We start from the raw sequence: 25,091 nt of genomic DNA on the forward strand, positions 1-25,091 counted from the left end.
TTGACCGCAATCACAGACCGTCAGGGCTTTGCCACCCCCAGCGGGCGCTCCTACGCTCCGGCCTCATGCCCTCACCCCTGATCAGCGTCGTACTCCCCGCCTACGACCAGCAGAAACAGCTGACGGACTGCCTGGACTCCCTCCTCGCCCAGTCCTTCCGCGACTTCGAGGTCATCGTGGTCGCGGACCGCTCCCCCGACACCCCGGCCGAGCTCCTGGACGCCTACGCGGCCCGCCACCCGCGGGTCTGCGTGCTGCACCTCAACGCGGCCGTCGGCGTCGGCGTCAGCCGCAACGCGGGCGCCGCCCGGGCCCGCGGCGAGTACCTGCTGTTCCTGGACGCCGACCACCTGCTCCCGCGGGACGGCCTCCAGTCGCTCGCCGACCGGCTCGACCGGACCGGCCCGGTGGACCTCCTGCTCTTCGGGCACACCCGGCGGCACGGCGGGCGCGACTGGCCGGGCGGCGCGGAGTCGCTGCTGGCCGAGGCCGGCCCGGAGGCGTTCGGGCCGCTGGACCACCCCGAGCTGTTCGGCGCCCCCGCGCTGGCCTGGGACAAGCTGCTGCGCCGCGGCTTCTGGCAGGACGCGGGGCTCGCCTTCCCCGACGGCCGGTACGAGGAGATCCCGCTCGCCCACGAGTCACTGCTGGCCGCCGGGCGGATCGCCGTCCTGCCGCGCGCCTGCGTCCAGCTGCGGCGCCGGGAGACCGTCCACCCGGCCGGCTCGCCCGGCAGCAGCCGGTTCGACATCTTCGACCAGTACGAGCGGAGCTTCGCCCTGCTGGACGAGCTCGCCGCCGAGCGGCCCGGCTCGGCGGCCGCCCGCGACGCCCTGTTCACCCGGATGATCCGGCACTACCTGTTCGTCTTCGACCTCGCCGGGTGCGTGGCCCGCGCCGAGCGCCCGCAGTTCTTCCACCGCGCCGCCGAGCACCACCGCCGCTTCCAGCCGGCCGGGCACCGGCGGCCGGGCGGGCGCGAGGGCGTGAAGTTCTCGCTGCTCGCCGGGGGCGCCTACCCGGCCTTCGAGATGGCCAAGCTCTCGCACATCGCCCGCGGGACCCTGACCGGCACGGCCCGCCGCAAAGCGGGAGTGTGAAGGCAGGTACTACACGTGGGCGGTGCCCCCGTCGGCGGCCATCGCGGCCGCGACCCGGCGGGCGGTGTCGGCCCACTCCTCGGCGGGGGCGGGCGGCAGGGCGTCCATCCACAGCGCGAGGGTGGAGCCGCGCAGCTGCATCATGCCCTCGGGCCTGGCCATCAGCCAGAAGTGCAGGTGCGAGGCGCCGTCGCCCCACTTGTTGACGTGGACCCGGGCGATCCCGCCGAGCGACAGCAGCGCCGCCTCGACCCGCTGGAACATCGGGCCGATCTCGGCGGCCCGCTCGGGCGGGAGGTCCAGCAGGTCGTGGTGGGCGCGGGGCTGGAGCAGCACGACGGCGGGCAGCCCGGAGGAGGCCTGCGGGGCGCTCAGCCGCCAGTGCGCGTCCGTCCAGAGGAAGTCCTCGTCCGGGCGGGCGCACTGCCCGCAGGTGTCCGGTCCGCCCTCGCCGTGCCGGGGCGGCTCGGGCAGTTCGGGCTCGTCCAGCACCTTGATCAGGAGGTCGCCGTCGTACGGGAAGATGTCCCAGGAGTGGGCGCCGTCGGCGCGCAGCGGCGGCCGCTCGCCGATCGGCAGCCGGGCGAGGAAGCGGCCGGGCTCGGCGGCGTCGCCGGCCGAGGAGTCAGTGATCATGGCAGTCGAGGGTGTCATATGACACCTCGTCGGGCGTACACCGGGGTGGCCCGAGACGGCCGGCCCGCCCGGCTGGGATGATCGGCGGCGGTACGAAGGACAACCGCCCCGCCTCCGGGAGGACCCACGTGAGCCGCCCCTCCGCCGCCGGTACCGACCTCGCCCGCGAGCTGGCCGCCACCCTGCGCGGGGACGTGCGCTTCGGCGCCGCCGAGCGCACCGTGTACAGCCACGACGCCTCCAACTACCGCCACCTGCCGCTCGGCGTGGTCAAACCGGCCGACCTGGACGACGTCCGCACCGCCCTCGACCTCTGCCGCCAGTACGGCACACCCGTGGTGGCGCGCGGCGCCGGGACGAGCATCGGCGGGCAGGCGATCGGGCCGGGCGCCGTCGTCCTCGACTTCCGCCGGCACCTGGGCGCGGTGCTGGACGTGGACCCGGAGCGGCGGACCGCCCGGGTCGAGCCCGGCGCCGTGCTGGACGACCTCCAGCGCGCCGCCCGCCGGCACGGCCTGCGGTTCGGACCGGACCCGTCCACGCACAGCCGCTGCACCCTCGGCGGCATGATCGGCAACGACTCCTGCGGTGCGCACTCGGTGGCCTGGGGGCGGACCTCCGACAACGTCGAGGCCCTGGAGCTGTTGCTCGCCGACGGCACCGAACTCACCGTCGGCGGCGCGCTCGCCCCCGCGGAGCGCGCCGCGCTCCGCGCACTCCCCGGCCGGGCGGGTGAACTCCACCGCTCCCTCCAGGAGTTCACCGACCGGAACCTGGCCGTGATCCGCCAGGGCATGCCCGAACTGCCGCGCCGCACCTCCGGCTACCCGCTGGACGCCCTGCTCCCCGAGCGCGGCCACCACCTCGCCCGCGCGCTCACCGGCACCGAGGGCACCTGCGCGCTGCTGCTCGGCGCCACCGTCCGGCTGGTCGAGGAGCCGGCCGCCCGCGCCCTGGTGGTGGCCGGCTACCCGGACGAGAGCGCCGCGGCCGATGCCGTCCCCGCGCTGCTGCCGCTGCGCCCGCTCACCGTCGAGGGCATGGCCGCCGACCTGGTCGCCGCACTGGTCGCCGCCGGCCCGCGCCCGCCCGCCCTGGACCGGCTGCCCGACGGCGCCTGCTGGCTGTTCCTGGAGACCGGCGGCGCCACCGGGGCCGAGGCGCTGGACGCCGCCCGCCGACTCGCCGACGCGGTACGACGCGAGCGCACCGCCACGGTCTCGGTGGTCACCGACCCGGACCAGCAGCGGCAGCTCTGGGCCGTCCGCGAGGCCGGCGCCGGGATCGTCACCCGGCTGCCCGGCGGCGGGGAGGCCTGGCCCGGCTGGGAGGACTCCGCCGTCCCGCCCGAGCGGCTCGGCGACTACCTGCGCGACCTGCGGGCCCTGCTGCGCCGCCACGGCCTGCACGGCATCCCGTACGGCCACTTCGGCGAGGGCTGCGTCCACCTGCGGATCGACTTCCCGCTGGCCGAGCCCCGAGGCCTGCCGGTCTTCCGGGAGTTCCTGGAGCAGGCCGCCGACCTCGCGGTCTCCTACGGCGGCTCGCTGTCCGGTGAGCACGGGGACGGCCAGGCCCGGGCCGAGCTGCTGCCCCGCATGTACCGGCCCGAGATCATCGACCTGTTCGGGGAGTTCAAGCGGATCTGGGATCCGGAGAACCTGCTCAACCCGGGCGCACTGGTCGACCCGCGCCCGCTCGACGCCGACCTGCGCTTCTCCGGACCGGTCCGCGAACTGCCGCTCGCCCTGCCGTACGAGCGCGACGACGGCAGCCTGCTGAAGGCGGTGCACCGCTGCGTGGGCGTCGCCAAGTGCGTGGACACCAGCACCGGGGTGATGTGCCCCAGCTACATGGCCACCGGCGAGGAGCGCCACTCCACCCGGGGCCGGGCCCGGCTGCTCGCCGAGATGCTGCGCGGCGAGGCCGTCCCGGACGGCTGGCGCTCGCCGGAGGTCCGAGAGTCGCTGGACCTCTGCCTCGGCTGCAAGGGCTGCGCGAGCGACTGCCCCGTCCACGTCGACATGGCCGCCTACAAGACCGAGTTCCTCCACCAGCACTACCGGCACCGGCCACGGCCCGTCGCGCACTACTCGATGGGCTGGCTGCCGCTCTGGCTGCGGGCCGTCGCGCTGGCGCCCGGCGCCGCCAACCTGATCGCCCGCTCGCCCGCCGCCGGACTGCTCAAGCGGCTCGGCGGGGTGGACCGGCGGCGGGTGGTCCCGGTCTTCCCGCCGGAGACCTTCAGCCGCTGGTACCGCCGCCACCGCGCCGCGCACCCGGCGCCGGCCGGCGCCCGGCCCGTCCTGCTCTGGCCGGACACCTTCTCGGACCACCTCCAGCCGAACGTGCTGCGCGCCGCGGTGGAGGTGCTGGAGCACCTGGGCTTCGACGTCCGGCTCCCGGACGGGCCGGTCTGCTGCGGGCTGACCTGGTACTCCACCGGCCAACTCGGCACCGCCCGACGGGTGGTGCGCCGCAGCCTGCGCGCGCTGACCGCCACCGGGCTGCCCGCCGACACCCCGGTCGTCGGCATGGACCCGAGCTGCACCGCCACCCTGCGCGAGGACCTGCCCCGCCTGCTCGGCCCCGACGGCGGCCCGCTCGCCGAACGCACCCGCACCTTCGCCGAGTTCATCGACGAGTACGCGCCGGACGCCCCGCTCCCGCAGCTCCCGGTCGACGCCGTCACCCAGACCCACTGCCACCAGCACGCCGTGCTCGGCACCGCCGCCGACCGCCGCGTCGAGGCCCGGCTGGGGCTGCACAACCGGGTGCTCGACTCCGGCTGCTGCGGGCTGGCCGGCAACTTCGGCTTCGAGCAGGGGCACTACGAGGTCTCCGCCGCCATCGCCGAGCGCGTCCTGCTCCCGGAGGTCCGCGCCGCCGCCCCCGACACCGTCCTGCTGGCGGACGGCTTCAGCTGCCGCACCCAGATCTCCCAACTCGCCGAGGGCCGCCAGGCCCTGCACCTCGCGGAGCTGATCCAGCGGGCGCTGCGCGAGGCGCGGTAGTGGCAGCGCTCGGCCCGTCGGCCGGGCGGCCGACGGGCCCCGGCTGCGGACCTACACGCCCTGCGGCTCCTGCACCTCCGTCGACCTCGGCGTCTCCTCGGCGCAGACCGCCGACACGAACTCCGCGAGCCGCGCCTGGGGCATCCCGCGCGCGATGTCCGCCTCGCTGATCATCCCGACGAGTTCGTGCTCCGGGTGGTTGATCACCGGCAGCCGCCGCACCCGGTGCTGCTCCATCATCCGCAGCACCTGCTCCACGTCCTCGTCCGCCTCGACCGTCATCGGCCGGCCCTGGGCCAGCTCGCCCGCCGTCACCTGCGCCGGGTCACGGCCCTCGGCGACGCACTTCAGCACGATGTCCCGGTCGGTCACGATGCCCAGCAACTTCTGCCGCTCACCGCAGATGGGCAGTGCCCCGACGTCGCGTTCCCGCATGATCCGGGCCGCGGCGGCGAGCGTCTCGTGCTCGCCGATGCACTCCGCGCCCGGGTGCATGATGTCTCCGGCTCTGGTCATGATCGGCCTCCTGACCTGCCTGCCACTCCCGTGACTCCATCCTGGTCCGCTCCCGGGAGCGCCGCCACCGGGCATCGCCGGGCCGCACCGGGCCGCGACGTCTCAGGCCCTGTCCTGCCTAGGCCGCCGCCTGCGGGGCCGCCGGTCCCGCGCCGCCGCCGTTCTGCGACGGCTCGGGCAGCGGATCCAGCGGCGACCGCTCCAGCAGCTCCTCCAGGGGCGGCAGTTCCAGCTGTTCCACGCCCGGCACCGGCATGTCCAGCGCACCCGGTGCCCCCTCGGCCGCCGCCACCGACGCATCCGGCGCCGACGCCGGCTGCACCCGCCGGTGGGTGTCCGTCGCGGCGTCCAGGAACCGCAGCAGCTCCACCGGGAACGGCAGCACCAGCGTCGAGTTCTTCTCCGCCGCCACCTCCACCACCGTCTGCAGCAGCCTCAGTTGGAGCGCCGCCGGGGTCGCGCTCATCACCGCCGCGGCCTCCGAGAGCCGCGCCGACGCCTGGAACTCGCCGTCCGCCGTGATGATCCGCGCCCGGCGCTCCCGCTCGGCCTCCGCCTGCCGGGACATCGAGCGCTTCATCGACTCGGGCAGGGCGACGTCCTTGATCTCCACCCGGTCGATCTCGATCCCCCAGCCCAGGGCCGGACTGTCGATCATCAGCTCCAGGCCCTGGTTGATCGGTTCGCGGTTGGCGAGCAGGTCGTCCAGCTCGCTCTTGCCGATGATCGAGCGCAGCGAGGTCTGCGCGACCTGGGAGATCGCGAAGTTGTAGTCCTGCACGTTGACCGTCGCCTTCACCGGGTCCTCCACCCGGAAGTACACCACCGCGTCCACCCGGACGGTGACGTTGTCGCGGGTGATGCCCTCCTGCGCGGGGATCGGCATCGTGACGATCTGCACGTTCACCTTGCGCAACCGGTCCGCCACCGGGAGCATCCTGACCAGCCCCGGCTCCCGGATCTGCTCGCGCACCCGGCCGAAGCGGAACACCACCCCGCGCTGGTACTGCTGGACGACCCGGACGCTCAGCCCGGCCCAGATCGCCGCCAGTACGATGGCCACCACCACCGCATCGATTATCAGCATCGCGGTCTCCTCGCGCCCAGCACCGCGCCCCGGCCGTCGCGACCCGGCCCAGCCGGGGGCCGCCGGAGCAGCTGCTTCCACGCTACGCCTGCCGGAGCACCGCCGGAACGGCCGAGCCGCACGCCCTCGAAGCCCTACGATCATCCCCATGCCGCAGCCCGTCGACGAAGGCCCCGCCACCGACCCCGGCCACCCCCGCCACCCCGTCGAGGCCGCCGCCCGCGCCGACGGACTGGCCGCGCTGGACCGCGTCGTCACCGGCTGCCGGGCCTGTCCGCGGCTGGTCGAGTGGCGCGAGGAGACCGCCCGCACCAAGCGCCGCGCCTACCTGGACTGGGACTACTGGGCCCGCCCGATCCCCGGGTTCGGACCGGCCGACGCCCCGCTCGTCCTGGTCGGCCTCGCCCCCGCCGCGCACGGCGCCAACCGCACCGGCCGGATCTTCACCGGCGACCCCTCCGGCGACCTCCTCTACGCCGCGCTGTACGACCTCGGGCTGGCCAACCGCCCGGAGTCCGTCCGGTACGGCGACGGGCTGCGCCTGGAGGGCGTCCGGATCACCGACCCGGTCCGCTGCGCCCCTCCCGACAACAAGCCCAGCACCGCCGAACGCGACACCTGCCGGCCGTGGATCACCCGCGAGCTGGAGCTGCTGCGGCCCACCGTCCGGACGGTCGTCGCCCTCGGCGGCTTCGCGTGGCGGGCGCTGCTCCCGGCCGTCGCCGCCGCCGGCTGGCAGCTCCCCCGGCCCCGGCCGGCCTTCGGCCATGGCGCCCACGCCACCCTGCCCGCCACCGACGGCGGCCCGCCGCTGGAGCTGTACGGCTGCTACCACGTCAGCCCGCGCAACACGAACACCGGCCGGCTCACCACCGCGATGCTCCGCGAGCTGCTGCGCACCGCGGCGCGCTCGGCGGGCCTGTCGCCGCACCCGTAGCGCCGCGGCCCCGAAGCCCGGCCCCGGCCCCGAAGCCGCCGCGTCAGCCGTGGAAGCGCGCGAGCGCGGGCTCCGCCGCCCGCGCCCACACCGCCGGCAGCCTCCGCCGCGCCGCGTCGGCGTCCGCCAGCTGCCGCCCGTACAGCACCCCGTACCCGAAGGGCTCCCCCGAGGGCGCGGCCTGTTCCCGCAGCGCGGCCGCCGCCACCACCGCGTCCTGGTGCTCCCCCAGCAGCTCCTGCACGGCCTTCATCCGCTCGGTGTACCGCTTCGCCGCGCGCCCGACCGCCGGCTCCGCCGTCTCCCCCGCGTACCGGGCCCGCTTCGCCGCCTTCCGTGCCTCGTGCAGGGCCGCCGCCCGCTCCGGACCGGCCCCCTGCACCGCGAGCGCGCGCCGGATCCGCTCCGCCGTCCGGCGCTGCTCGCGCGCGGCGATCCTGGACAGTTCCGGCGCCGCCGCACGCCCGGCCCGCCCGCGCAACGGCGGGTCGGCGAGCAGCGCGGCCAGCGCCTCGCCCAGTGCGTGGCGGCGCGGACTGTCCAGCGCCGCGGCCACCTCCGGCCGGCTCCGCCGGTCCTCCTCCCGCTCCCACCGCCGGAGCGCCGCGACGACCCGGTCCGGACCGCACTCCGCCGGCAGCTCCCGCGCCTGGGCGACCAGCCGCTCGCCCAGCACCTCCTGGTCGCGGGCCCGGCCGAGCTCCGCGCCCAGCCACCGCAGCTCGGCCACCAGCCCGTCCGCGGCGCCGCCGCGCAGCAGCCGCCGGTACGTCCGCAGGGCGCTGCGCAGGCGCCGACAGGCGACCCGCATCCGGTGCACCGCGTCCGGCGCGTTCGCCCGGACGGCGTCGTCCAGCCCGGCCAGCACCCCGGCCTGCGCCCCGATCCGCTCCAGCAGAACGGCCCCCACGGTGGTCTCCGCTGCTGCCATGGGCACTCACCCTCTCAACGGGGCCTTCGAAACGCCTTCCAGGCTAGCCCGCCGGGCCGTGGGCGGCGGCGCGCCGGGCGGTGGGCGCGGAGTCGGGGAGGCGCCTCCTCGGGTGTGTTGATCCCGTCGAGCCCGCCCCCACCCCGCCGACACCCTGACCGGACGTCAGCCCGGGGCCGGGACGCGTCCTACGGCCGCAGTTGGATCGCCAGGGACATCGAGTAGCCGACCAGGGCGGCGAAGAAGCACACCGCCGTGATGTAGCGCGGGCTGAAGGGGAGCCCTGCCAGGGCGGGGTAGAGCAGGACGGCCACTCCTGCGGCGAGGTCGGCGGCGTAGAGGCCCCGGGGCGGGACGAGGCCGGTGGTGTGCGAGGCCCAGCCGGTGGCGATCAGGAAGCTGGTGAGCAGGATGAAGCCGGAGAGCAGTCCGGAGCCGATGCTGGCGAGGGTGGCGTGCGGTTCGGGCGGGATCTCGCCCGCGGGGACGGCGGGGCGCAGCCGGTGGGCGACGGCGAGGGCGGTGATGGCGACCGCGATGGCCGCGGCGGCACTGAGCAGGGGCCCGGGGTTCATCGGCGGCTCCGGTGGTTCGGGTGGTGGTGGCCGATCGCTGCGGCGAGGGCGGCCGGGATCAGGGCGGTGAGCAGCAGTACGGCCGTCCAGACGGCCGGGTCGAGGCCGGCCGTGGCCGGGCCGGCGGCGGGTGGCGGGGGTGCGACGACGACGGCGATGGTCGCGGTCGGCGGGGCGGTGGGGGTGGGGGTGGCCGTGGGGGTCGGGTCGGGGGCGGCGCTCGGCGACTGCCACGGCGTGGGCGGGGCGGCGAGTGGTTCGACGGGCTTCGCCCTCCCGGGTGCGGGCGGGGGCGCGGCGGTGGTCCGCTGGGGCGTGGGGTGGGCGGTCGACGGGGCGGCCGCCGGCGGCGGGTGGGTGGGTGACGGCGAGGACGCGGGCGAGGGTGCGGCGGAGGCGGAGACCGAGGCGGGCGGCGGCGACGGAACGGCGGAGGGCGAGGCCGTCGGACTCGGGCAGTACGGCGGCGGGTGCGGCGTCGGCGGCACGGGCGGGTGGGGCACGGGCGGGTACGGCACGGGCGGGTGGGGTGGATGCGGTGGGAGCGGTGCCGACGGCGGCACCGGCGCGGTCGGCAGGCCGGTGGCATGGTCCATCGCCCGATTGTCGGATCGCCCACACCGCCCCGGCAGTCCCTGACGGCCTTTCAGCCCGCAGCCCGGCCGCAAACCCATCGCCCCGGTGAACTCGCCGCCCCCGTCCGGCGAACGATCGATCGCCGACGGGCAACCTGTTCGACCGCGAGCGGGTCAGCCCCTGACGCGCCCTCGTGCGGGCGGTAAGCCTCGTGGCATACTCCGGGGCATGACGGCTTCCACCCACGCGACCAGGGCCCTGCGGGCCGCGGTGTTCACCGCGCTCGCCGTGCCGCTGTCCGCGCTGGGCCAGGTCGTCATCACCGGTCGCCCGCTGCCGCTCAACCTGGTGGCGGCCGCGACCGCCGTCGTCTTCCTGGTCGCGACCGCGCTGGCCGGCGGGGAGCGGCGGCTGCTGCACATCTCGGCCGTGCTGGTGCCGATCGAGCTGCTGCTCAACACCACCTTCAATCTGGGCCAGTCCGGCTGTGGCCCGCTCCTCGGGGCGGACCACGCCCCCGCGCGCGGCATGAACCTGCTGGTCTGCGGCGGCGGTTCGGTGGACGGCTCGCTGTTCTCCGGGCCGCTCGGGCACGCCGGGGCGATCGCGCCCGCGGCCACCCAGCTGCTCGTCCTGCTCGCGCACCTGCTGGTGGCGCTGGCCGCCGCCGCCTGGCTGCGGCTGGGCGACGCCGCCCTGTCGGGCCTGGCCCGCGCGCTGCGCGCGCTGCACCAGTCGCTCGCGGCCCCGCTGCGGGCACTGCTCCTGCTGCTGGTCCCGCCGGTGGAGCGGCCGGTGCTGCGGGTACCGCTGCCGGTCCTCGACCTGCTGCTCCCGCGCCGCGAGGACGTCGTCCTCAGCCCGGCGCCCCGGCGCGGTCCGCCGGCCTTCGCGCCTGCCTGCTGAGCCCCGACCGGCCCGAACCGTCCTTGCGACGGACCCCCGGCACCGCGGCGAGCCCCGCCGCACGGCCGCGGGCAGCGCGCTCCTCCTGATCCGACCAGGCCCCTCGCGACGGCCGGCGCCCTTGCGCGCCGCGCGCCGCGCCGAGGCGGCGATCCCGCGCGCACCGCGCGCCCCGTACAGGAGTCGACCCACCCATGAGCCAGCCCAACACCCGTAAGCAGTCCCAGCGCGTCAGCGCCCGCGAGCGCATCCAGGAGGCGCAGCGCCTGGAGCAGCTGGCCGCCGGCCGCCGGCGGCGGATCGTCGTCGGCGTCTCGATCGTGGCCGTGCTCGCCCTGGCGGGCGGCACCGCGCTGGCGATCAGCGCGGCGGGCGGTGACGACAAGTCCTCGACCGGTACGGCGGCGGCCGCCGAGCCGACGGCCCTGGTCGTGCCCGCCAACGCCTCCGGTCCGGACGGCACCCTGGTGGTGTACGGCAAGGCCGACGCCGCGCACACCCTCCAGGTGTTCGAGGACTTCCGCTGCCCCGTCTGCAAGAACTTCGAGGCGTCCAACGGCGAGTCGGTCAGGAAGCTGGCCGAGGACGGCACGGTCAAGGTCGAGTACCACCTGGCCGCGTTCCTGGACAAGAACCTCGGCGGCAGGGGCTCGCGCACCGCCCTGGCGGCCGTCGGCGCCGCGCTGAACGAGGGCGTGGACAAGTTCAAGCAGTACCACGACGTGCTGTACGCCAACCAGCCGGACGAGCGCGAGGACGACTTCGGCGACGTCAACCACCTGCTGGAGCTGGCCGACAAGGTGCCCGGACTGAAGTCGGACGCCTTCGTGAAGGCGGTCACCGAGCGGACGTACGCGCCGTGGGCGGCCAAGGTCGCGGACGCGTTCAACGACAGCGGCGTCACCGGCACGCCGACGGTGAAGCTGGACGGCAAGCCGATCACGCTGTTCAGCGGCAACCGCGCCGTGACGCCCGAGCAGTTCACCTCGCAGGTCAAGCAGGCCGCGGGCTTGTAGTGAGCACCACCGGCCCGGCCGACGTCCCGGCCGGGCCGGGCCCTTCACACCCACCGGAGTGCTCTGCCATGACCGCCCCGACCGTCGTGAACCCCTCCCGCCCCGCGGCCGCCGACGGTGCACCGTCCGGCCGTTCGCCGATCGGCGCAAGCCGGCCGTTCGCCCTGCTGCTGCTGCTCGGCGGACTGCTAGGACTGGCCGCCTCGGCCGTCCTGACCTTCGACAAGCTCCGCATCCTGGAGAACCCGTCCTACGTCCCGAGTTGCAACATCAACCCGGTGATCAGCTGCGGTTCGGTGATGCGCACCGAACAGGCCGGGGTCTTCGGCTTCCCCAATCCGCTGCTCGGGCTGGCCTGTTTCGCGGCGCTGGCGGCGATCGGCGCGGGGTTGCTGGCCGGCGCCGCATACCGCCGCTGGTTCTGGCTGGGGCTGCACGCGGGCACCCTGCTCGGCGTGGTCTTCGTCCACTGGCTGATCGACCAGGCGCTGTACGAGATCGGCGCGCTCTGCCCGTACTGCATGGTGGTCTGGGCCACGGTGATCCCGCTGTTCTGGTACACGACGCTGCACAACCTGCGGACCGGAGTGATCCCGGTCGGTCCGCGGCTGCGCCCGGTGGTGCGGGAGGCCGCCCGCTACCACTGGGCGCTGCCCGTGGTGTGGGCGGCGGTGATCGCCCTGCTGATCCTGAACCGGTTCTGGTACTACTGGAGCACCCTGCTCTGACCCGTGTTCCCGCCCCCGGGCTACCCGAGGTAGCCCGGGGAGCGCAGCAGCGCGGTGCCGCCGGTCCGGCGGAGGTGCAGGGCCCGGGTCAGCCGGTCGGCGGCGCTGGGGTGCAGCAGCGGCGCGGCCTGTGCGGGCGGGAAGAAGCCGTAGTCGGCGACCTCGTCGGCCTGCAGGGTGAGCGGGGTGTCGGCCGGGACGGTGCCGCCGTCGAACATGAACTGGACGGCGGGGTGGGCGTTCCGGCCCTGCCGGGGGATGGGCTCGCGCCATTCGACGACGAGCAGGCGCAGCTCCGGGGCGACCAGTGCGGTCTCCTCGCGCAGTTCGCGGGCGGCGCACTCGGCGGGGCCCTCGCCCGGGTCCATCGCGCCGCCGGGGAACTGCCACCGGCCCCGGTAGGTGGCCTTCAGCAGCAGGACCCGGTCGGCCGGGTCGGTGAGCAGCACGCTGCAGCCGACGTAGGCGCGGACCATACCGGCCAGCCATTCCTCCTCCGAGAGCCAGGTGTCGGTCACGGCGCCTCCTCCGCTGGTGGCCTTCTCCGGAGCGGGCCACTCTGCCGCAGAGCCTTACCGGGCCGGGGCTGTTCGTGTCCGGCTCCACCCGATCGAGTGGGTCCTGGGCAGGTCTCAACCGAAGACGGCCCGGCGGAGGGCGTTGCGCAGGTCGGTGAGGGGCTGGGTCTCGCGGCTGTAGTGGACCTTGTTGGTGAGCAGCAGCGCCCAGCGGCCGAGTCGGCGGGAGATCCAGATCCCGGTGCCGGTGAAGCCGTAGTGGACGAAGGTGCCCTCGGCGGGGTCGGTACCGGGGGCGCAGAGCCAGGACAGGCCGCGGGCCGGGGCCAGCGGGGCGGTCTGCTCGCGCAGGGACTCGGCGCTCCACGGGCCCGCCCAGGGCAGTCCGGGCGGCGGGGCGAGCAGGGCGGTGAGGAACCGCCCGAGGTCGTCGGCGGTGGAGAAGGCGCCGGCGCTTCCGCAGGCGCCGCCGAGCAGGCGCGCGGACGGGTCGTGCACGACGCCGCGCAGGTGGCCGCCGGCGGCGGGCTCGTACTCGGTGGGCGCCGCGCGGGCGGTCCGCGCCCGGTCCAGCGGTCCGAACCGGGTGTCGGCCATGCCGAGGGGCCGCCAGACCTGCCGGGCGGCGAGCTCGGCGAGCGGGCCGCCGGCGAGGTGCTCGACCAGGTGGCCGAGGACGATGGCGGCGCGGTCGGTGTACTCCACGGCGCTGCCGGGCGGGCGGTGCAGCGGGGCGGCGAGCAGGCCGGCCCGGATGGCCGCCTGGTCGCGGCCGTAGAGCGCCTCGAGGTTGGTGCGCAGCGGCATCCCCGCGGTGTGGGTGAGGAGTTGACGGGCCGTCACCACGCCGACCGGCCGGTCGGCGGCGGCCGGCCAGTAGCGCCCCAGCGGCTCGTCCAGGGGCAGTCGGCCGGCCTGCCACAGCGCGCCCGCGCAGGGCCAGAGCGCGACGATCTTGGTGAGGCTGGCGAGGTCGAACAGGGTGTCGCGGCGCATCTCGGACGACGCGTACGAGCCTTGACCGAGGGCGCCGGAGCAGCCGCCGCCGCGGACCCCGCCAAGGTCGCCGACCGCCCAGACGGCGCCGGCCCCGACCGCGGGCAGCTCGCCCCGGACCAGTCGGTCCAACACCCCGCCGGGGGCGCCGAGTTCGGCGAGGCCGATCGGGGCCGGGCCGCCACCCGGCCCTGCCGGTCGCCGCGACTGCCCGTCCATCCGCTCCCCCGCCCGCCGGTCCGCCCCCGCCGGGCGGGAGCCTACCCGGCGGGCGCCGGGTCAGACGGCGGCCGCGCCGGTGAACTCCTTGCCCAGGCAGATGCTCTGCGGGTGCTCGCGGTAGATGCCGAACTTCTCGACCGGCCCGTACCCCTCGGAGGCGTACAGCGCGATCGCCTCGGGCTGCTCGGTGCCGGTCTCCAGGATGAACCGGGTGCGCCCGGCCTCGACGGCGGTGGTCTCCAGCCGGCGGAGCAGCGCCCGGGCGAGGCCCCGGCCGCGGGCGGCGGGGACCACGAACATCCGCTTCAGCTCGGCGTCGCCGTCACGAATCCCGTTCGGGCCGGCCGTCTTGGCGCGCCAGCCGCCGCAGGCCACGGCCTCGCCGTCGAGGTAGGCGGTGAGGAACAGCCCGGCCGGCGAGTCGAAGTCGTCGGGGTGCAGGACGGTGAGGTCGCCGTCGCCGTAGCGCTGGACGTACTCCTCCTGCACCTGCGCCGACAGGCGCTGCGCGTCCGGGTGGCCGTAGCCGGTGACGCGGATCTCGATGGTGCCGTTCTGGACGGTCGTGGTCCCCGTGGTGCTCTCCATGGTTGAAAAGCCTACGACCTTCGGTCAGCGACCCTCGAATCGGGCGACCAGCTCCTCCTTGCCGAACATCCGGGCGGTGTCCACGGCGGACGGGGTGCCGGCCTGCGGGTCGGCGCCGCCGTCCAGGAGGACGGCGAGCACGTCCTCGGCGCCCTTGAACACGGCGCCGGCCAGCGGGGTCTGGCCGCGGTCGTTGGCCTGGTTCGGGTCGGCCCCGCGCGCCAGCAGGGCGCCCACGGTGGCGGCGTGGCCGTGGTAGGCGGCGAGCATCAGCAGGGTGTCACCGCGGTCGTTGGTGAGTCCGGCGGGCGCCCCGGCGTCCACGTAGGCGGCCAGGGTGTCGGTGTCGCCGGTGCGGGCGGCGTCGAACAGCTTCCCGGCCAGCGCGATCACCTCGGCGTCGGGGGCGTCGGGGGACTGCGGGGTGGCGGCGTCGGTCATGGCGGGCCCTTCCTCGGTGGTCGACAGGTCGTGGTGGTTCCGGCTGCGCGTACCGCACCGTAGCGGCCGGACACCCGGACGAACCAGTACACGTCCGGATTCCGGATAGCGGCATTCCCCCGCACGACACACGGGCGGGAGGGTCGCGCAGCCGTTCGGGCGAACTTCCCGGCACCCCCGGAAGGCTCCCGCCCGCCCACCGGGAATGCCTCGGCGCGCCGGTCCGGGGCCGTTCGAGGCCCCGGCCGGGGCGGTTCGCATACCTCTCCCGGGGGTCCGGGCCGGTATTGACCGCAGAAACCACCCATTTGCACCGTTCCATCATCTATTACTTTTTGTCACGATTAGGGCACTTTCCGTGACACTGTCCCTGTCCCCCTCACCGAGGAGCAGAGCGTGATCCTCTCGATTTCCGGCATCGTCCTGTTCGGCACCATCGCCTTTCTCTTCTTCCGCAGGGACGGACTAAAGGTCTCCCACGCCGTCGTCTGCGCCCTCTTCGGCTTCTACGTGGCCGGATCGTCGATCGCTCCGAGCATCACCGCGGGCGGCGCCAGCCTCGCCAGCCTGCTCGGCGGGCTCAAGTTCTAGGACCTGCCTGACAGTTCCCGCACGGGCCCGGGCGCGGATCCCACCGCCCCGGGCTCCGTCGTACACCCGTGAAGCCCGTACGCCCGTGAAGCCGCTCGAACCCGATCTCCCGAACCCGACCCGTCCCACTCGCCCGGGGAGCCCAGGAATGCCGCTCAACCGCCATCTCAGCAAGGGCCGCGACCACCTCACCAGGGGCCGCGACCTGGCCCGCACGGCCGGCGACCACGCCTCCGACATGTTCGCGCCGCTGACCGTCATCGGCCGCGGAATGCGCCACCACGCCGGCTGGGCCAGGGAGCGCTGGCAGGCCACCCCGAAGGAGCGCCGCGGTCCGACGGTGTTCCTGGTCGCCGCGATGCTGCTCGGGATCTACCTGCTGCCGCACGGGCTGCTGTTCGCCCTGGTGGCCCTGATGGCCAGCTCGGCCTGGGTCGGCCGGGCCCCCAAGGCGCCGCCGGCCCCGCCCGAGCCGGACGTCGCCGACATCAAGCTCACCGCCCTGTACGCGGCGCTGACCCCGTACCTGGCCGGGCCGGAGGACCTCAATCCGCTGTACCGCCACGAGGGCGCCTACAAGGAGGCCTTCTCCTCCTGGGAGTTCGACGGCGAGGGCCGGCTCGCCCGGCTGGAGCTCGCCTACCCGGCGTACTTCACCGACACCGAGCCCGCCGCCCGGGCGCGGATCGAGCAGGTCGTCCAGGGCAAGGCAGGCCGCGCCCGGGAGTACCGCTTCGACTGGGACGAGGAGTCCAACAAGCTGCGGATCTCCGCCCTGGCGCCGCTGCCCACCGACATCGCCGCGCAGCGCTTCGTGGCGGCGCCCGGGGAGATCGTGCTGGGCTTCACCGACGAGGACGGCAGCGCCCGGACCATCCCGGTCGGCCAGGGCGGGGTGATCGCCCAGCAGCCGCCGGTGGTCTGGCGGACCGGTCCGCGCTCCGCCGAGCCGCACCTGCTGGCCCTCGGCTCGACCGGCTACGGGACGTCCAGCCTGATCCGCTCGATCGCCCTCCAGGCGCTCCCGTTCGGGGACCTCGTGGTGATCGACGGCGCCGGCACCGGCGAGCACGCCTGCCTGGTCAACCGGCCGGGTGTGCACACGGTGGAGACCAGTCTGCACGGCGCGCTGGCCGCGCTCGAGTGGGCCGCCCAGGAGACCGAGCGCCGCCTCGCCGCGCTGAACGCCGCCCGGCACTCCGGGACGGCGGCCCCCGAGGACGTCACCCGGCCGCTCTGGCTGCTGCTGGACCACCCGACCGAGCTCAGCGAGCTGGCCCACGCGGAGGGCCGCCCCGATCCGCAGGACCTGCTGGAGCTCCCGCTGCGGCACGGCCGCGCCGCCCGGGTCACCGTGGTGATCGCCGACGACGTGGAGGCCCGCGACCGGATCACCCCCACCGTCCGGGCCACCACCCGGGCCCGGGTGGTGCTCGGCCCGACCGGGCCCGAGGAGGGCTACGCCGCGCTCGGCGTGCCGCTGGACATCGTGCCGGCCGCGCACGCCCCCGCCGGGCGGGGCTACGCCCGGATCGGCAACGGCGCGCCGGTCCGCCTCCAGGTGCCGGCCACCGTCGACCCGCTGGACGAGGAGGCGCCCGCCCAGCTGCGGGAGGCGGTGATCGCCCTGCTGCCGCACCGCGACACCCGCACCGAGGCCGCCGCGCCCGCCGCGTCCGCCGAGCTGCCGCCCCGCCCGGACGGGCCGCCGCCGGTCCTGTCGGCGGAGCCGGCGGCACCGGGGCTGCGGGCGGGTGTCGACCTCGCCAAGGAGCACTCGGCGGTTCGCCCGCGTCCGGTCCCCTGACCGCACGGCGCGGCCCCCGGCGAGGGCCGGGGGGCCGCGCCGGAGCCCGGCCCGGTACGCTCGTCACGGAAAGGCCGACCGATCGCCAGATGTGAAATAGGTGACACCTGGGGTGATATCACCGGCCAGATGTGACAAATCGGGCGCTGGTGGGTACAAACAGGGACGGCACGACAGACGACGCATGTCCCCGGACGGGAATCTTCGTCGGAAGCCGAGCGTTGACCGAACGACGAAGAACAGCGACCACTAGTCCTGTGGGCCATAAGCCCGGGAGGCACGATTCATGAGCGAGCGAGCTCTCCGCGGCACGCGACTCGGGGCCACTAGCTACGAGACCGACCGCGGTATCGATCTGGCTCCCCGCCAGACCGTCGAGTATGCATGTCAGAACGGACACCGATTCGAGGTTCCCTTCTCGGTCGAGGCGGAGATCCCCTCGGCCTGGGAATGTCGCTTCTGTGGCCAGGAGGCGGTACTCCTCGACGGTGATGAGCCGGAGGAGAAGAAGACCAAGCCGACGCGTACCCATTGGGACATGCTGATGGAGCGCCGGACACGCGAGGAGCTGGAGGAGGTACTGGCCGAGCGGCTGGCCGTGCTCCGCTCCGGCGGGATGAACCTCGCGGTACACCCGCGGGACACCCGCAAGAGCGCCTGACCCCGCTCCCGCCCCCAGCGGGAGCACGCCGAAAAGGGACCCTGGGCACCAGGGTCCCTTTCGCGCTGTCCGGATCCGCTGCGGGCGTCCTGATCCGGGTCGGTCCGGCGGAATCCAGAGGGCCACAGGGCCAGAGGGCCACAGGGAGAGTCCAGCAGGCGGACGACGACGGCCGGTGGCCCGGACCGGACGGTCCGGGCCACCGGCCTGGGCAGGCGGGGTCAGCCGTTGATCGGCGGACGGTAGGTGGTGTCCGGGCCCTGCGGGCCGACACCGGGCTCGACCACCTCGCCCTGGATCACCTTGCCGTCCGGGCGGTGGATGCGCAGCTGCTCCTGCAGCCGCACCGCGTCCGCGAACGGGTCCGCCCCGGCGCCGGCGGTGCTGCGCAGCGCCTTGTCGGCGACCCGCCGCCCGGCGGCCCGCCACAGCACCCGGGTGGGCGGGAACAGCAGGGTCAGCGCCAGGGCGTCCGACAGGAAGCCCGGCACGATCAGCAGCAGGCCCGCCAGCACGGTGAGGCTGGTGCCGGTCTGGGGCTGCTGCGACTTGGGGTCGCGGCTCTGGTCGATCGCCGCCGACAGGGCCTTCAGGCCGGCCCGCTTGATCAGCGAGCCGCCGATCACGGCGCCGGCGATGAGCAGCAGGACGACGGTCAGGCCGCCGAGCCACGAACCCACCTGGACCAGCAGCCAGATCTCCAGCACCAGCCAGGCGGTGATCAGCAGCGGCAGCACCCGCCGGAGCCTTCCGCGCGGGGCGGGTCGGGCGGGGGTAGCTTGCTGGCTCACGGTACGAATCCACTCCAAGCGGTGTCTGCGCGCCGCACGGGAGGTCCGGGCCGGCTACGGCACCACCTGGTCCAACGACTCGCCGCTGCCGGGTGTTCCTCCGGTGCCCGACCGGCGGCGGCCGAGCAGTACCGCTGCGCCGCAGGCCAGCAGGCCCGCGACGGCCAGCGTCCACTCGGGCACGGCGCCGACCCGGTCGGCCACCGTGATGCCGTCGCGCAGCGGGACGACGGCGGACAGCTCGGCGGCGGTCAGCTCCTCGGTCTGCTGGACCACCGAGCCGTCGGGGGCGATCACCGCGCTGATGCCGCTGGTGGCGGCGATCAGCACGGCCCGGCCGTGCTCGACGGCGCGCAGCCGGGACATCGCGAGCTGCTGCTCGGGCTGGCCGGTCCTGGCGTAGGTGGCGTTGTTGGTCTGCACGACCAGCACCCGGGCGCCCTGGTCGACGGTGTCGCGGACGATCTCGTCGTAGGCGACCTCGAAGCAGATCACGTCGCCGATCCTGGCCGGTCCGAGCTGCATGACGCCGTTGTGGTCGCCGGGGTAGAAGTCCTGGGCGACCCGCTGGAGGCGGGTGATGACCTTGGAGAGCTGGTCGCGGAACGGCACGTACTCGCCGAACGGGACGGGGTGCTGCTTGGTGTAGGAGGCGCCGGGGCCGGTCTTCGGGTCCCAGACGATGCCCTCGTTCTGGACGTGCTGCTCGTCCGGTCCCTCGACCAGGGTGCCGACCAGGGTGGGCACCCCGATCGCCTTCACGGCCTCGTCGATGCGCTGGTAGGCGAGCGGGTCGGTGAAGGGGTCGAGGTCGGAGGAGTTCTCCGGCCAGATCACGATGTCCGGGCGCTCGACCTTGCCGGCCTTGATGTCGGCGGCCAGCCGCTCGGTGGCGGAGGCGTGGTTGTTGAGGACCATCATCGGGCGGCCGAGGAAGTCCATGCCGGGGTTCGGCACGTTGCCCTGGACCAGCGCGACCTTGACGGTGTCGGCGGGCGCGGTGGGCACCGGGACGAGGTATCCGCCGGCCAGCGCGCCGACGGCCCCGAGGGCGGCGAGCGCGGCGGCCCGCGGCGACCGGCGGGGGCCGCGCAGCCGCAGGGCGGCCCAGGCCAGCAGGGTGCCGCTGAGCGCGACCGCGAAGGTCACCAGCGGGGCGCCGCCGAGCGCGGCGAGCGGGGTGAACGGGGTGGCGGTGTTCGCGAAGGCCAGACGCCCCCAGGGGAAGCCGCCGAGCGGCAGCCGGTCACGGGCCCACTCCTGGGTGACCCAGAGACAGGCCGCCCACAGCGGCCACCCGGGCAGGCGGGAGGCGACGGCCAGCCCCGCGCCGAGGGCGGCCAGGAACAGCGCCTCGATGACGGACAGCCCGATGGTGGCGTCCCAGCCGACCACCCGCAGCCAGCTGAGCAGCAGCAGGAAGAACGGCAGCCCGAAGGCGAAGCCCGTCCACGCCCCCTGGCGGGCGGTGCGACCGCGGGTCAGCAGCGAGAGCGCCGCGACGCCGGCGATCGACAGCGGCCACAGGTCGAACGGCGGGAAGGCCAGGGCCAGCAGCAGGCCGGCGAGCACGGCGAGGCCGGTGCGGGGCAGCCCGGCACGGACCTTCGCGAGGGCCCGGCCGGCCCGGCCGGGCCCGGCTGCCACGTCGGGTGTCTCGGGTGCGGCGCCGGGCCGCTCCTGGGTGACGGGCATGGCCACCTGCGCACCATCTTCTCTGGGGGCCGTCCCCGCGGGCGCGGGGCGACTGTTCGGACGCTGTCCGAAGAAGGTACCCCGGAATGACACCCGGCCGTGAGGTCGGGTTCCGGTACCGGCCACCGGCCCGCGTCAGCGCGGGGTGTAGCGGACCTCCCCGAGCGGCCAGGCCTCGGCGAGCCAGCCGGCGACGGCGCGGTACAGCGGGGCGTCGAGGTGGGCGCGGTCCGCGCGGACCCAGGAGCTGACCTTCACGACGGACGGCTCCTCGCGGTCCGGGTAGATGTAGACGCAGCCGATCACCTCGTCGACGGCGGGTTCCAGGACGGTGTAGGTGAAGCCGCGGCGGTTCTCGAAGTCGGCGGCGTGGCGGCGCAGGTCGGCGAGGTTCCGCTCGGGCGACATGCCCTCGCCGGGCGGCCAGGTGCCCGTCCAGCCCGGGGTGGCGTGGATGTGGTCGATGCTCGACGTCCAGGCCAGGAGGTCGGAGGTGTTGTGCTGCTCGCCGAGGGGCTCCAGGCGGAACCCCTCGGCGACGAGCTCGCGGGGGACGGTGAAGTCGGCGGGTACCAGCGGGTGATCGGTCATGGCGGCCAACCTACGCACCGGCGGCGCGCCGTTCACCGCGTTTTCGGACCGGGGCGCCCAGGGCGGGGCGCCCAGGTCAGGCGAGGTGGACCGTGCGGCCCCGGACGACGGTGCGCAGGCAGGCCGGCAGCGGGCGGCCGGGGGTGAGGTCGGGCAGGCCGGGGGTGCCGGAGCGGGGGTCGGTGGACCAGCCGGCGACCCGGGAGTCGGGGGCCTGGACGACCAGTTCGTCGGCGGCCCAGACCGCGTAGCTGGCGATCGCGCCGGGGACGAGGACGCCGTCCTGGTCCCGGCCGAGCGCCCGCCAGCCGCCCCGGGTGTGGGCGGTGAAGGCCGCGCGGACGGAGATCCGGTGCTCGGCGGTCCGGTGGAACGCGGCGGCGCGGACGGTGCCCCAGGGGTCGAGCGGGGTGACGGGGGCGTCGGAGCCGAAGGCCAGCGGGACGCCGGCCCGCAGCAGGGCCGCGAAGGGGTTCAGGGCGGCGGCGCGCTCGGCGCCCAGGCGCTGGACGTACATTCCGTCCGGGCCGCCCCAGGCGGCGTCGAAGGCGGGCTGGACGGAGGCGGTCAGGCCGAGTTCGGCGAACGCGGCGATGGACCTCCCGTCCAGTGCCTCGGCGTGCTCGACGCGGTGGCGCAGCGCCCTGACCCGGTCGGCGCCGACCCGCTCGCCGGCCGCCCGGACGCCGTCCAGGACGGCCGTGACGGCGGCGTCGCCGATGGCGTGGAAGCCCGCCTGCAGGCCGGCCTCGGTGCAGGCGGCGACGTGGTCGGCGACCTGCTCGGCGCTCAGGTAGGCGGTGCCGGTGTGCTCGGCGTCGGCGTAGGGGGTGTGCAGGCAGGCGGTGTGCGAGCCGAGCGCGCCGTCGACGAAGAGGTCGCCGCCGGCGCCCACCGCGCCGAGCCGCCGGGCGGTCTCCACGCCGGTGCGGCCCGCTCCGCCCAACTCCCCCCAGTACCCGAACACTTCGGGCCCGTCGCCAGCGGCGGCCAGGGCCAGCAGGGCGGTCAGGTCCTGCTCGGAGGAGATCTCCGGTCCGGCGCACTCGTGCAGGGCGCCGATGCCGAGCTCGGCGGCGCGCTCGAGGGTGGCGCGCTGGGCGCGGCGGCGCTGCTCGGGGGTGAGGTGGGCGAGCGCGGTCCGCCGCACGGCGTGGTGGGCGTCGCGGGTGAGCGGGCCCTCGGGGTGGAACCCGGGGCGGTCGGCGAGGCCCTCGGTGAGGGCGCGCAGCGCGGTGGTGGCGAGCGCGGAGTGCACGTCGGTGCGGGAGAGGTACACGGCGGCGCCGCCGGCGGCCGCGTCGAGCTCGGCGAGCGTGGGCGGGCGGCCCTCGGGCCAGCCGGTCTCGTCCCAGCCGTGGCCGATCAGGACGCCGTCGGGCTCCGGCCGGGCCGCGGCGAAGGCGGCCACGGCGTCGAGTGCGGCGGCCAGCGAGGTGCTGCCGGTGAGGTCGAGGCCGGTGAGCGCCAGTCCGGTGGAGGTGGCGTGCACGTGGGCGTCGACGAAGGCGGGGGTGACCAGCGCGCCGTCCAGGTCGACGATCTCGTCGGCGGTGTCGGCGTACGCCTCGGCGGCGCCGTCACTGCCGACCCAGGCGATGTGTTCGCCCTCGACGAGCATCGCGGTGGCGAACGGGTCGGCGGGGCTGTAGACGGCGCCGCCGCGCAGCAGGACGGTCCGGAGGGTGCGTTCGGTCATGACGCCAAGTCTGCACCTCGTCGGCGCTGCTCAGAGCTTGGGGGGGCGCGCCTCGTACGGGGTGGAGAGGACCACGGTGGTGCGGGTGGAGACGCCGGCCGCGCTGCGGATGCGGGCGAGCAGGTCCTCCAGGTCCCCCGGGGCGCCGACGCGGACCTTGAGGATGTAGTTCTCGTCCCCCGCGACGCTGTGGCAGGCCTCGATCTCGGGCAGGCCGGCCAGCCGCTCCGGCGTGTCGTCAGGGGCGCTGGGGTCGAACGGCTTGACCGAGATGAACGCGGTCAGGGCCAGGTCGACGGAGTCGGGGTCGATGATCGCGGTGTAGCCGCGGATCACCCCGCGCTGTTCGAGGCGGCGCACGCGCTGGTGCACCGCCGAGGTGGACAGGCCGGTGGCCTTGCCCAGGTCCGTGTAGCTCATCCGGCCGTCCTCAAGGAGCAGCTGAACGATGCGCTGGTCGAGATCCTCCACAAGGCGCAAACCTACCCGGTCGGGGGCGCATGCAGCGCCCGGGTGGGCGCACGCGGTGGCACGGGGGGCGGTGCGGCGTGCCGGGCGGGCACATGCCGGACGAATGTGGCGAAGGACACACCCGGTGCATCACAGTGCGGCGGGCCGCAGGATTATGAGTCCGCGTCGCAGGGAAGTGCTGGTTGTGGCCCCGGGCGACCACGCCGGGCCCGATCCAAGGGGGATCACCATGCCTGCAACTGACGAGCGTTCGCTGGGCGCCGACGACACCCACGATACGAGCGGCCGCGAGGATCTCGCGGTCGGTCACGACCCGGCTCCGGGGGCCGACCCGGGCGAGGGCGACACCTGGGAGATCTTCCGGGTGCACTGCCCCGAGTGCCGCCGCCCGATCGCCCTGGTCGGCGACGAGGAGCGGCTGCCGCAGCACGCGGTGCTGCCGACCGCCTGGCACCCCTTCTCCCCCGCGCTCTGCCCGGGTTCGGGCGTTCCGGCGGACGACCTCGCGGAGGTCGAGGACGCGCAGGACGCGGACGCCCCCTGCCTGGAGGCGCTGCTGACGCTGCCGACCGAACTCGACTGGCGCACACAGCCGTTCTCGCACGCGGTGGCGCACCGCCCGGTGCGGATCGAGGCGGCCCCGGCGATCCCCGAGCAGCGCCGCAGGCTGGCGCGCCGCTGACGGGTGGCCGACCGCACGCCATCGGGCCCGGCCCGGGCCTGAGATGCCTCCGGGCGTCACTCCGCACCCTGGAGTGACGCCCGGAGGCCGTTCGCGGGGGCTGTCCGTCAGCCGTTGGTCAGGTGGCGGCCGATGACCAGGCGCTGGATCTGGTTGGTGCCCTCGACGATCTGCAGGACCTTGGCCTCGCGCATGTAGCGCTCGGCCGGGAAGTCCTGCGTGTAGCCGTAGCCACCGAGCACCTGGACGGCGTCGGTGGTGACCTTCATCGCCGCGTCGGTGCAGAACAGCTTGGCCATCGCCGCCTCCTTGGAGAACGACAGGCCGGCGTCGCGGCGGCGGGCGGCGGCCAGGTAGAGCGAGCGCCCGGCCTCGATCTGGGTGGCCATGTCGGCGAGCATGAACGACAGGCCCTGGAAGTCGGCGATCGCCCGGCCGAACTGGCGGCGGGTGCGCGCGTAGTCCACGGCGAGGTCGAGCGCGGCCTGGGCGACACCGACCGCGCAGGCGGCGATGCCGAGGCGGCCGGAGTCGAGCGCGGAGAGCGCGATCTGGAAGCCCTGGCCCTCGGTGCCGATCAGCCGCTCGCGGGCCACCCGGGCGCCGTCGAAGTGCAGCTGCGCCGTCGGGGAGGAGCGCATCCCCATCTTGTGCTCCGGCGGCGCCGCCGAGAGGCCGACCGCGGTGCCGGGGACCAGCAGGCAGCTGATGCCGCGGGCGCCCTCCTCGCCGGTGCGCACCAGGGCGCTGTAGAAGTCGGCCTGGCCGCCGTGGGTGATCCACGCCTTGGTGCCGCTGACGACGTAGTCCTCGCCGTCCAGGTCCGCGCGGGTGCGCAGGGCGGCGGCGTCCGAGCCGGACTGCGGCTCGGAGAGGCAGTAGGCGCCCAGCTGCTCGCCGGAGAGCATGCCGGGCAACCACTCGGCCCGCTGCTCCTCCGTCCCGAAGGTGGCCAGGGCGTGGCAGGAGAGGGTGTGCACGCTGACGCCGAGGCCGATGGCCAGCCAGCCGGCCGCAAGCTCCTCCAGGACCTGCAGGTAGACCTCGTAGGGCTGCTCGCCGCCGCCGTACTGCTCGCCGTACGGCAGGGAGAGCAGGCCGGCCTCGCCGAGCGTGCGGAAGACCTCGCGCGGGAAGCGTCCGGCGGCCTCGTCCTCCGCCGCGCGGGGCTGGATCTCGCGCTGGACGAGGTCCCGGGTGAGGCTCAGCAGCTCGCGGGCCTCCTCGCTCGGCAGCTGGCGGTCCACGGCTTTCGCAGGGGCGGGGGTCATGGCGGTTGGTCGCCTCCTCGATCAGGCTCCGGCTCCCCGGTGTGA

The 25,091-nt window shown here is 75.2% G+C and carries 26 protein-coding genes; 10 read left to right on the forward strand and 16 right to left on the reverse strand.

Going from position 1 to position 25,091, the window contains the following annotated elements; genetic code table 11:
• Positions 1-65: 65 nt before the first annotated feature.
• Positions 66-1,100 carry a glycosyltransferase family 2 protein gene (locus ACIGZJ_RS13270; RefSeq protein WP_396457284.1) on the forward strand — a complete coding sequence of 345 codons (1,035 nt, stop codon included), beginning with the start codon at positions 66-68 and terminating at the stop codon, positions 1,098-1,100.
• Between the two features lie 9 nt (positions 1,101-1,109).
• Here ACIGZJ_RS13270 and ACIGZJ_RS13275 read toward each other — a convergent pair whose 3' ends face one another.
• A complete protein-coding gene (locus tag ACIGZJ_RS13275; RefSeq protein WP_396457285.1) occupies positions 1,110-1,736 on the reverse strand; it encodes a hypothetical protein in 627 nt (208 codons plus the stop codon).
• Positions 1,737-1,813: 77 nt separating this feature from the next.
• Between ACIGZJ_RS13275 and ACIGZJ_RS13280 the strand changes: the two genes are divergently transcribed.
• Positions 1,814-4,750 (forward strand): FAD-binding and (Fe-S)-binding domain-containing protein, encoded by a 2,937-nt coding sequence (locus ACIGZJ_RS13280; protein ID WP_396457286.1) that lies wholly within the window; start codon positions 1,814-1,816, stop codon positions 4,748-4,750.
• 51 nt (positions 4,751-4,801) lie between these two features.
• Here ACIGZJ_RS13280 and ACIGZJ_RS13285 read toward each other — a convergent pair whose 3' ends face one another.
• Together ACIGZJ_RS13285 and ACIGZJ_RS13290 are read right to left on the reverse strand one after the other, a co-directional pair.
• Entirely contained in the window at positions 4,802-5,266 is a 465-nt protein-coding gene (locus ACIGZJ_RS13285; RefSeq protein WP_392934518.1) for a CBS domain-containing protein, read from the reverse strand.
• 118 nt (positions 5,267-5,384) lie between these two features.
• Complete coding sequence (locus ACIGZJ_RS13290) at positions 5,385-6,353, reverse strand: slipin family protein (RefSeq protein ID WP_392934516.1); 969 nt, start codon at positions 6,351-6,353, stop codon at positions 5,385-5,387.
• Positions 6,354-6,501: 148 nt separating this feature from the next.
• On the opposite strand from ACIGZJ_RS13290, the gene ACIGZJ_RS13295 reads away from it, so the two are divergent.
• The gene (locus tag ACIGZJ_RS13295) at positions 6,502-7,290 is read left to right on the forward strand and encodes a uracil-DNA glycosylase (protein WP_396457287.1); all 789 of its coding nucleotides are present in this window, start codon (positions 6,502-6,504) and stop codon (positions 7,288-7,290) included.
• A gap of 43 nt (positions 7,291-7,333) precedes the next feature.
• Here ACIGZJ_RS13295 and ACIGZJ_RS13300 read toward each other — a convergent pair whose 3' ends face one another.
• The 3 genes from ACIGZJ_RS13300 to ACIGZJ_RS13310 form a co-directional block, all read right to left on the reverse strand.
• Positions 7,334-8,221, reverse strand: coding sequence for a CHAD domain-containing protein (locus ACIGZJ_RS13300; protein WP_396457288.1), 888 nt, complete (start codon positions 8,219-8,221; stop codon positions 7,334-7,336).
• 188 nt (positions 8,222-8,409) lie between these two features.
• Positions 8,410-8,796 (reverse strand): hypothetical protein, encoded by a 387-nt coding sequence (locus tag ACIGZJ_RS13305; protein WP_392934505.1) that lies wholly within the window; start codon positions 8,794-8,796, stop codon positions 8,410-8,412.
• Positions 8,793-9,392 (reverse strand): hypothetical protein, encoded by a 600-nt coding sequence (locus ACIGZJ_RS13310; RefSeq protein WP_396457289.1) that lies wholly within the window; start codon positions 9,390-9,392, stop codon positions 8,793-8,795. The genes ACIGZJ_RS13305 and ACIGZJ_RS13310 overlap by 4 nt, the downstream gene beginning before the upstream one ends.
• Before the next feature lie 208 nt (positions 9,393-9,600).
• Between ACIGZJ_RS13310 and ACIGZJ_RS13315 the strand changes: the two genes are divergently transcribed.
• The 3 genes from ACIGZJ_RS13315 to ACIGZJ_RS13325 all read left to right on the forward strand — a co-directional run bounded on the left by ACIGZJ_RS13315 (position 9,601) and on the right by ACIGZJ_RS13325 (position 12,022).
• A complete protein-coding gene (locus ACIGZJ_RS13315; RefSeq protein ID WP_396457290.1) occupies positions 9,601-10,278 on the forward strand; it encodes a hypothetical protein in 678 nt (225 codons plus the stop codon).
• Between the two features lie 194 nt (positions 10,279-10,472).
• Positions 10,473-11,294, forward strand: coding sequence for a DsbA family protein (locus ACIGZJ_RS13320; protein WP_396457291.1), 822 nt, complete (start codon positions 10,473-10,475; stop codon positions 11,292-11,294).
• A 68-nt stretch (positions 11,295-11,362) separates the two neighbouring features.
• Positions 11,363-12,022, forward strand: coding sequence for a vitamin K epoxide reductase family protein (locus tag ACIGZJ_RS13325; protein ID WP_396457292.1), 660 nt, complete (start codon positions 11,363-11,365; stop codon positions 12,020-12,022).
• Between the two features lie 20 nt (positions 12,023-12,042).
• On the opposite strand, the gene ACIGZJ_RS13330 is transcribed toward ACIGZJ_RS13325, so the two are convergent.
• The 4 genes from ACIGZJ_RS13330 to ACIGZJ_RS13345 form a co-directional block, all read right to left on the reverse strand.
• Entirely contained in the window at positions 12,043-12,540 is a 498-nt protein-coding gene (locus ACIGZJ_RS13330) for an NUDIX domain-containing protein (RefSeq protein ID WP_396457293.1), read from the reverse strand.
• 114 nt (positions 12,541-12,654) lie between these two features.
• Complete coding sequence (locus ACIGZJ_RS13335; protein ID WP_396457294.1) at positions 12,655-13,755, reverse strand: serine hydrolase domain-containing protein; 1,101 nt, start codon at positions 13,753-13,755, stop codon at positions 12,655-12,657.
• Between the two features lie 60 nt (positions 13,756-13,815).
• Entirely contained in the window at positions 13,816-14,346 is a 531-nt protein-coding gene (locus tag ACIGZJ_RS13340) for a GNAT family N-acetyltransferase (protein WP_396457295.1), read from the reverse strand.
• 24 nt (positions 14,347-14,370) lie between these two features.
• Positions 14,371-14,787, reverse strand: coding sequence for an ankyrin repeat domain-containing protein (locus ACIGZJ_RS13345; RefSeq protein ID WP_396457296.1), 417 nt, complete (start codon positions 14,785-14,787; stop codon positions 14,371-14,373).
• Positions 14,788-15,183: 396 nt separating this feature from the next.
• On the opposite strand from ACIGZJ_RS13345, the gene ACIGZJ_RS13350 reads away from it, so the two are divergent.
• The 3 genes from ACIGZJ_RS13350 to ACIGZJ_RS13360 all read left to right on the forward strand — a co-directional run bounded on the left by ACIGZJ_RS13350 (position 15,184) and on the right by ACIGZJ_RS13360 (position 17,846).
• Complete coding sequence (locus ACIGZJ_RS13350; protein WP_063346460.1) at positions 15,184-15,378, forward strand: hypothetical protein; 195 nt, start codon at positions 15,184-15,186, stop codon at positions 15,376-15,378.
• A gap of 148 nt (positions 15,379-15,526) precedes the next feature.
• Complete coding sequence (locus ACIGZJ_RS13355) at positions 15,527-17,185, forward strand: hypothetical protein (protein ID WP_396457297.1); 1,659 nt, start codon at positions 15,527-15,529, stop codon at positions 17,183-17,185.
• A gap of 286 nt (positions 17,186-17,471) precedes the next feature.
• Positions 17,472-17,846: an RNA polymerase-binding protein RbpA gene (locus tag ACIGZJ_RS13360; RefSeq protein ID WP_030396357.1), complete on the forward strand. Its 375-nt coding sequence runs from the start codon at positions 17,472-17,474 to the stop codon at positions 17,844-17,846.
• Between the two features lie 221 nt (positions 17,847-18,067).
• Here the strand turns inward: ACIGZJ_RS13360 and fxsA are convergent, their stop codons facing one another.
• From fxsA to ACIGZJ_RS13385, 5 genes are all read right to left on the reverse strand, one after another.
• Positions 18,068-18,637: an FxsA family membrane protein gene (gene fxsA, locus ACIGZJ_RS13365; RefSeq protein WP_392934482.1), complete on the reverse strand. Its 570-nt coding sequence runs from the start codon at positions 18,635-18,637 to the stop codon at positions 18,068-18,070.
• Between the two features lie 54 nt (positions 18,638-18,691).
• Positions 18,692-20,332, reverse strand: coding sequence for an apolipoprotein N-acyltransferase (gene lnt / locus ACIGZJ_RS13370; RefSeq protein WP_396457298.1), 1,641 nt, complete (start codon positions 20,330-20,332; stop codon positions 18,692-18,694).
• A 135-nt stretch (positions 20,333-20,467) separates the two neighbouring features.
• Positions 20,468-20,923, reverse strand: coding sequence for an N-acetyltransferase (locus ACIGZJ_RS13375; RefSeq protein WP_396457299.1), 456 nt, complete (start codon positions 20,921-20,923; stop codon positions 20,468-20,470).
• 76 nt (positions 20,924-20,999) lie between these two features.
• A complete protein-coding gene (locus tag ACIGZJ_RS13380; protein WP_396457300.1) occupies positions 21,000-22,622 on the reverse strand; it encodes an amidohydrolase in 1,623 nt (540 codons plus the stop codon).
• Between the two features lie 30 nt (positions 22,623-22,652).
• Positions 22,653-23,093, reverse strand: coding sequence for an Lrp/AsnC family transcriptional regulator (locus ACIGZJ_RS13385; RefSeq protein ID WP_030243361.1), 441 nt, complete (start codon positions 23,091-23,093; stop codon positions 22,653-22,655).
• Between the two features lie 229 nt (positions 23,094-23,322).
• On the opposite strand from ACIGZJ_RS13385, the gene ACIGZJ_RS13390 reads away from it, so the two are divergent.
• Positions 23,323-23,775, forward strand: coding sequence for a hypothetical protein (locus ACIGZJ_RS13390; protein WP_396457301.1), 453 nt, complete (start codon positions 23,323-23,325; stop codon positions 23,773-23,775).
• Between the two features lie 107 nt (positions 23,776-23,882).
• Here ACIGZJ_RS13390 and ACIGZJ_RS13395 read toward each other — a convergent pair whose 3' ends face one another.
• Positions 23,883-25,046, reverse strand: a complete 1,164-nt coding sequence (locus ACIGZJ_RS13395; RefSeq protein ID WP_396457302.1) for an acyl-CoA dehydrogenase family protein — start codon at positions 25,044-25,046, stop codon at positions 23,883-23,885.
• Positions 25,047-25,091: the final 45 nt, after the last annotated feature.

Source organism: Kitasatospora sp. NPDC052868 (assembly GCF_044547105.1).
GTDB lineage: Bacteria > Actinomycetota > Actinomycetes > Streptomycetales > Streptomycetaceae > Kitasatospora.

Bases quoted from the DNA above. Each gene is read 5' to 3' on its own strand.
- ACIGZJ_RS13315 (WP_396457290.1), top strand. From the start codon at position 9,601: ATGACGGCTTCCACCCACGCGACCAGGGCCCTGCGGGCCGCGGTGTTC.
- ACIGZJ_RS13290 (WP_392934516.1), bottom strand. From the start codon at position 6,353: ATGCTGATAATCGATGCGGTGGTGGTGGCCATCGTACTGGCGGCGATC.
- ACIGZJ_RS13360 (WP_030396357.1), top strand. From the start codon at position 17,472: ATGAGCGAGCGAGCTCTCCGCGGCACGCGACTCGGGGCCACTAGCTAC.
- ACIGZJ_RS13285 (WP_392934518.1), bottom strand. From the start codon at position 5,266: ATGACCAGAGCCGGAGACATCATGCACCCGGGCGCGGAGTGCATCGGC.
- ACIGZJ_RS13340 (WP_396457295.1), bottom strand. From the start codon at position 14,346: ATGGAGAGCACCACGGGGACCACGACCGTCCAGAACGGCACCATCGAG.
- ACIGZJ_RS13345 (WP_396457296.1), bottom strand. From the start codon at position 14,787: ATGACCGACGCCGCCACCCCGCAGTCCCCCGACGCCCCCGACGCCGAG.
- ACIGZJ_RS13320 (WP_396457291.1), top strand. From the start codon at position 10,473: ATGAGCCAGCCCAACACCCGTAAGCAGTCCCAGCGCGTCAGCGCCCGC.
- ACIGZJ_RS13310 (WP_396457289.1), bottom strand. From the start codon at position 9,392: ATGGACCATGCCACCGGCCTGCCGACCGCGCCGGTGCCGCCGTCGGCA.
- ACIGZJ_RS13355 (WP_396457297.1), top strand. From the start codon at position 15,527: ATGCCGCTCAACCGCCATCTCAGCAAGGGCCGCGACCACCTCACCAGG.
- ACIGZJ_RS13275 (WP_396457285.1), bottom strand. From the start codon at position 1,736: ATGATCACTGACTCCTCGGCCGGCGACGCCGCCGAGCCCGGCCGCTTC.
- ACIGZJ_RS13390 (WP_396457301.1), top strand. From the start codon at position 23,323: ATGCCTGCAACTGACGAGCGTTCGCTGGGCGCCGACGACACCCACGAT.
- ACIGZJ_RS13295 (WP_396457287.1), top strand. From the start codon at position 6,502: ATGCCGCAGCCCGTCGACGAAGGCCCCGCCACCGACCCCGGCCACCCC.
- ACIGZJ_RS13380 (WP_396457300.1), bottom strand. From the start codon at position 22,622: ATGACCGAACGCACCCTCCGGACCGTCCTGCTGCGCGGCGGCGCCGTC.
- ACIGZJ_RS13325 (WP_396457292.1), top strand. From the start codon at position 11,363: ATGACCGCCCCGACCGTCGTGAACCCCTCCCGCCCCGCGGCCGCCGAC.
- ACIGZJ_RS13270 (WP_396457284.1), top strand. From the start codon at position 66: ATGCCCTCACCCCTGATCAGCGTCGTACTCCCCGCCTACGACCAGCAG.
- ACIGZJ_RS13375 (WP_396457299.1), bottom strand. From the start codon at position 20,923: ATGACCGATCACCCGCTGGTACCCGCCGACTTCACCGTCCCCCGCGAG.
- lnt (WP_396457298.1), bottom strand. From the start codon at position 20,332: ATGCCCGTCACCCAGGAGCGGCCCGGCGCCGCACCCGAGACACCCGAC.
- ACIGZJ_RS13395 (WP_396457302.1), bottom strand. From the start codon at position 25,046: ATGACCCCCGCCCCTGCGAAAGCCGTGGACCGCCAGCTGCCGAGCGAG.
- ACIGZJ_RS13300 (WP_396457288.1), bottom strand. From the start codon at position 8,221: ATGGCAGCAGCGGAGACCACCGTGGGGGCCGTTCTGCTGGAGCGGATC.
- ACIGZJ_RS13280 (WP_396457286.1), top strand. From the start codon at position 1,814: ATGATCGGCGGCGGTACGAAGGACAACCGCCCCGCCTCCGGGAGGACC.
- ACIGZJ_RS13335 (WP_396457294.1), bottom strand. From the start codon at position 13,755: ATGGACGGGCAGTCGCGGCGACCGGCAGGGCCGGGTGGCGGCCCGGCC.
- ACIGZJ_RS13305 (WP_392934505.1), bottom strand. From the start codon at position 8,796: ATGAACCCCGGGCCCCTGCTCAGTGCCGCCGCGGCCATCGCGGTCGCC.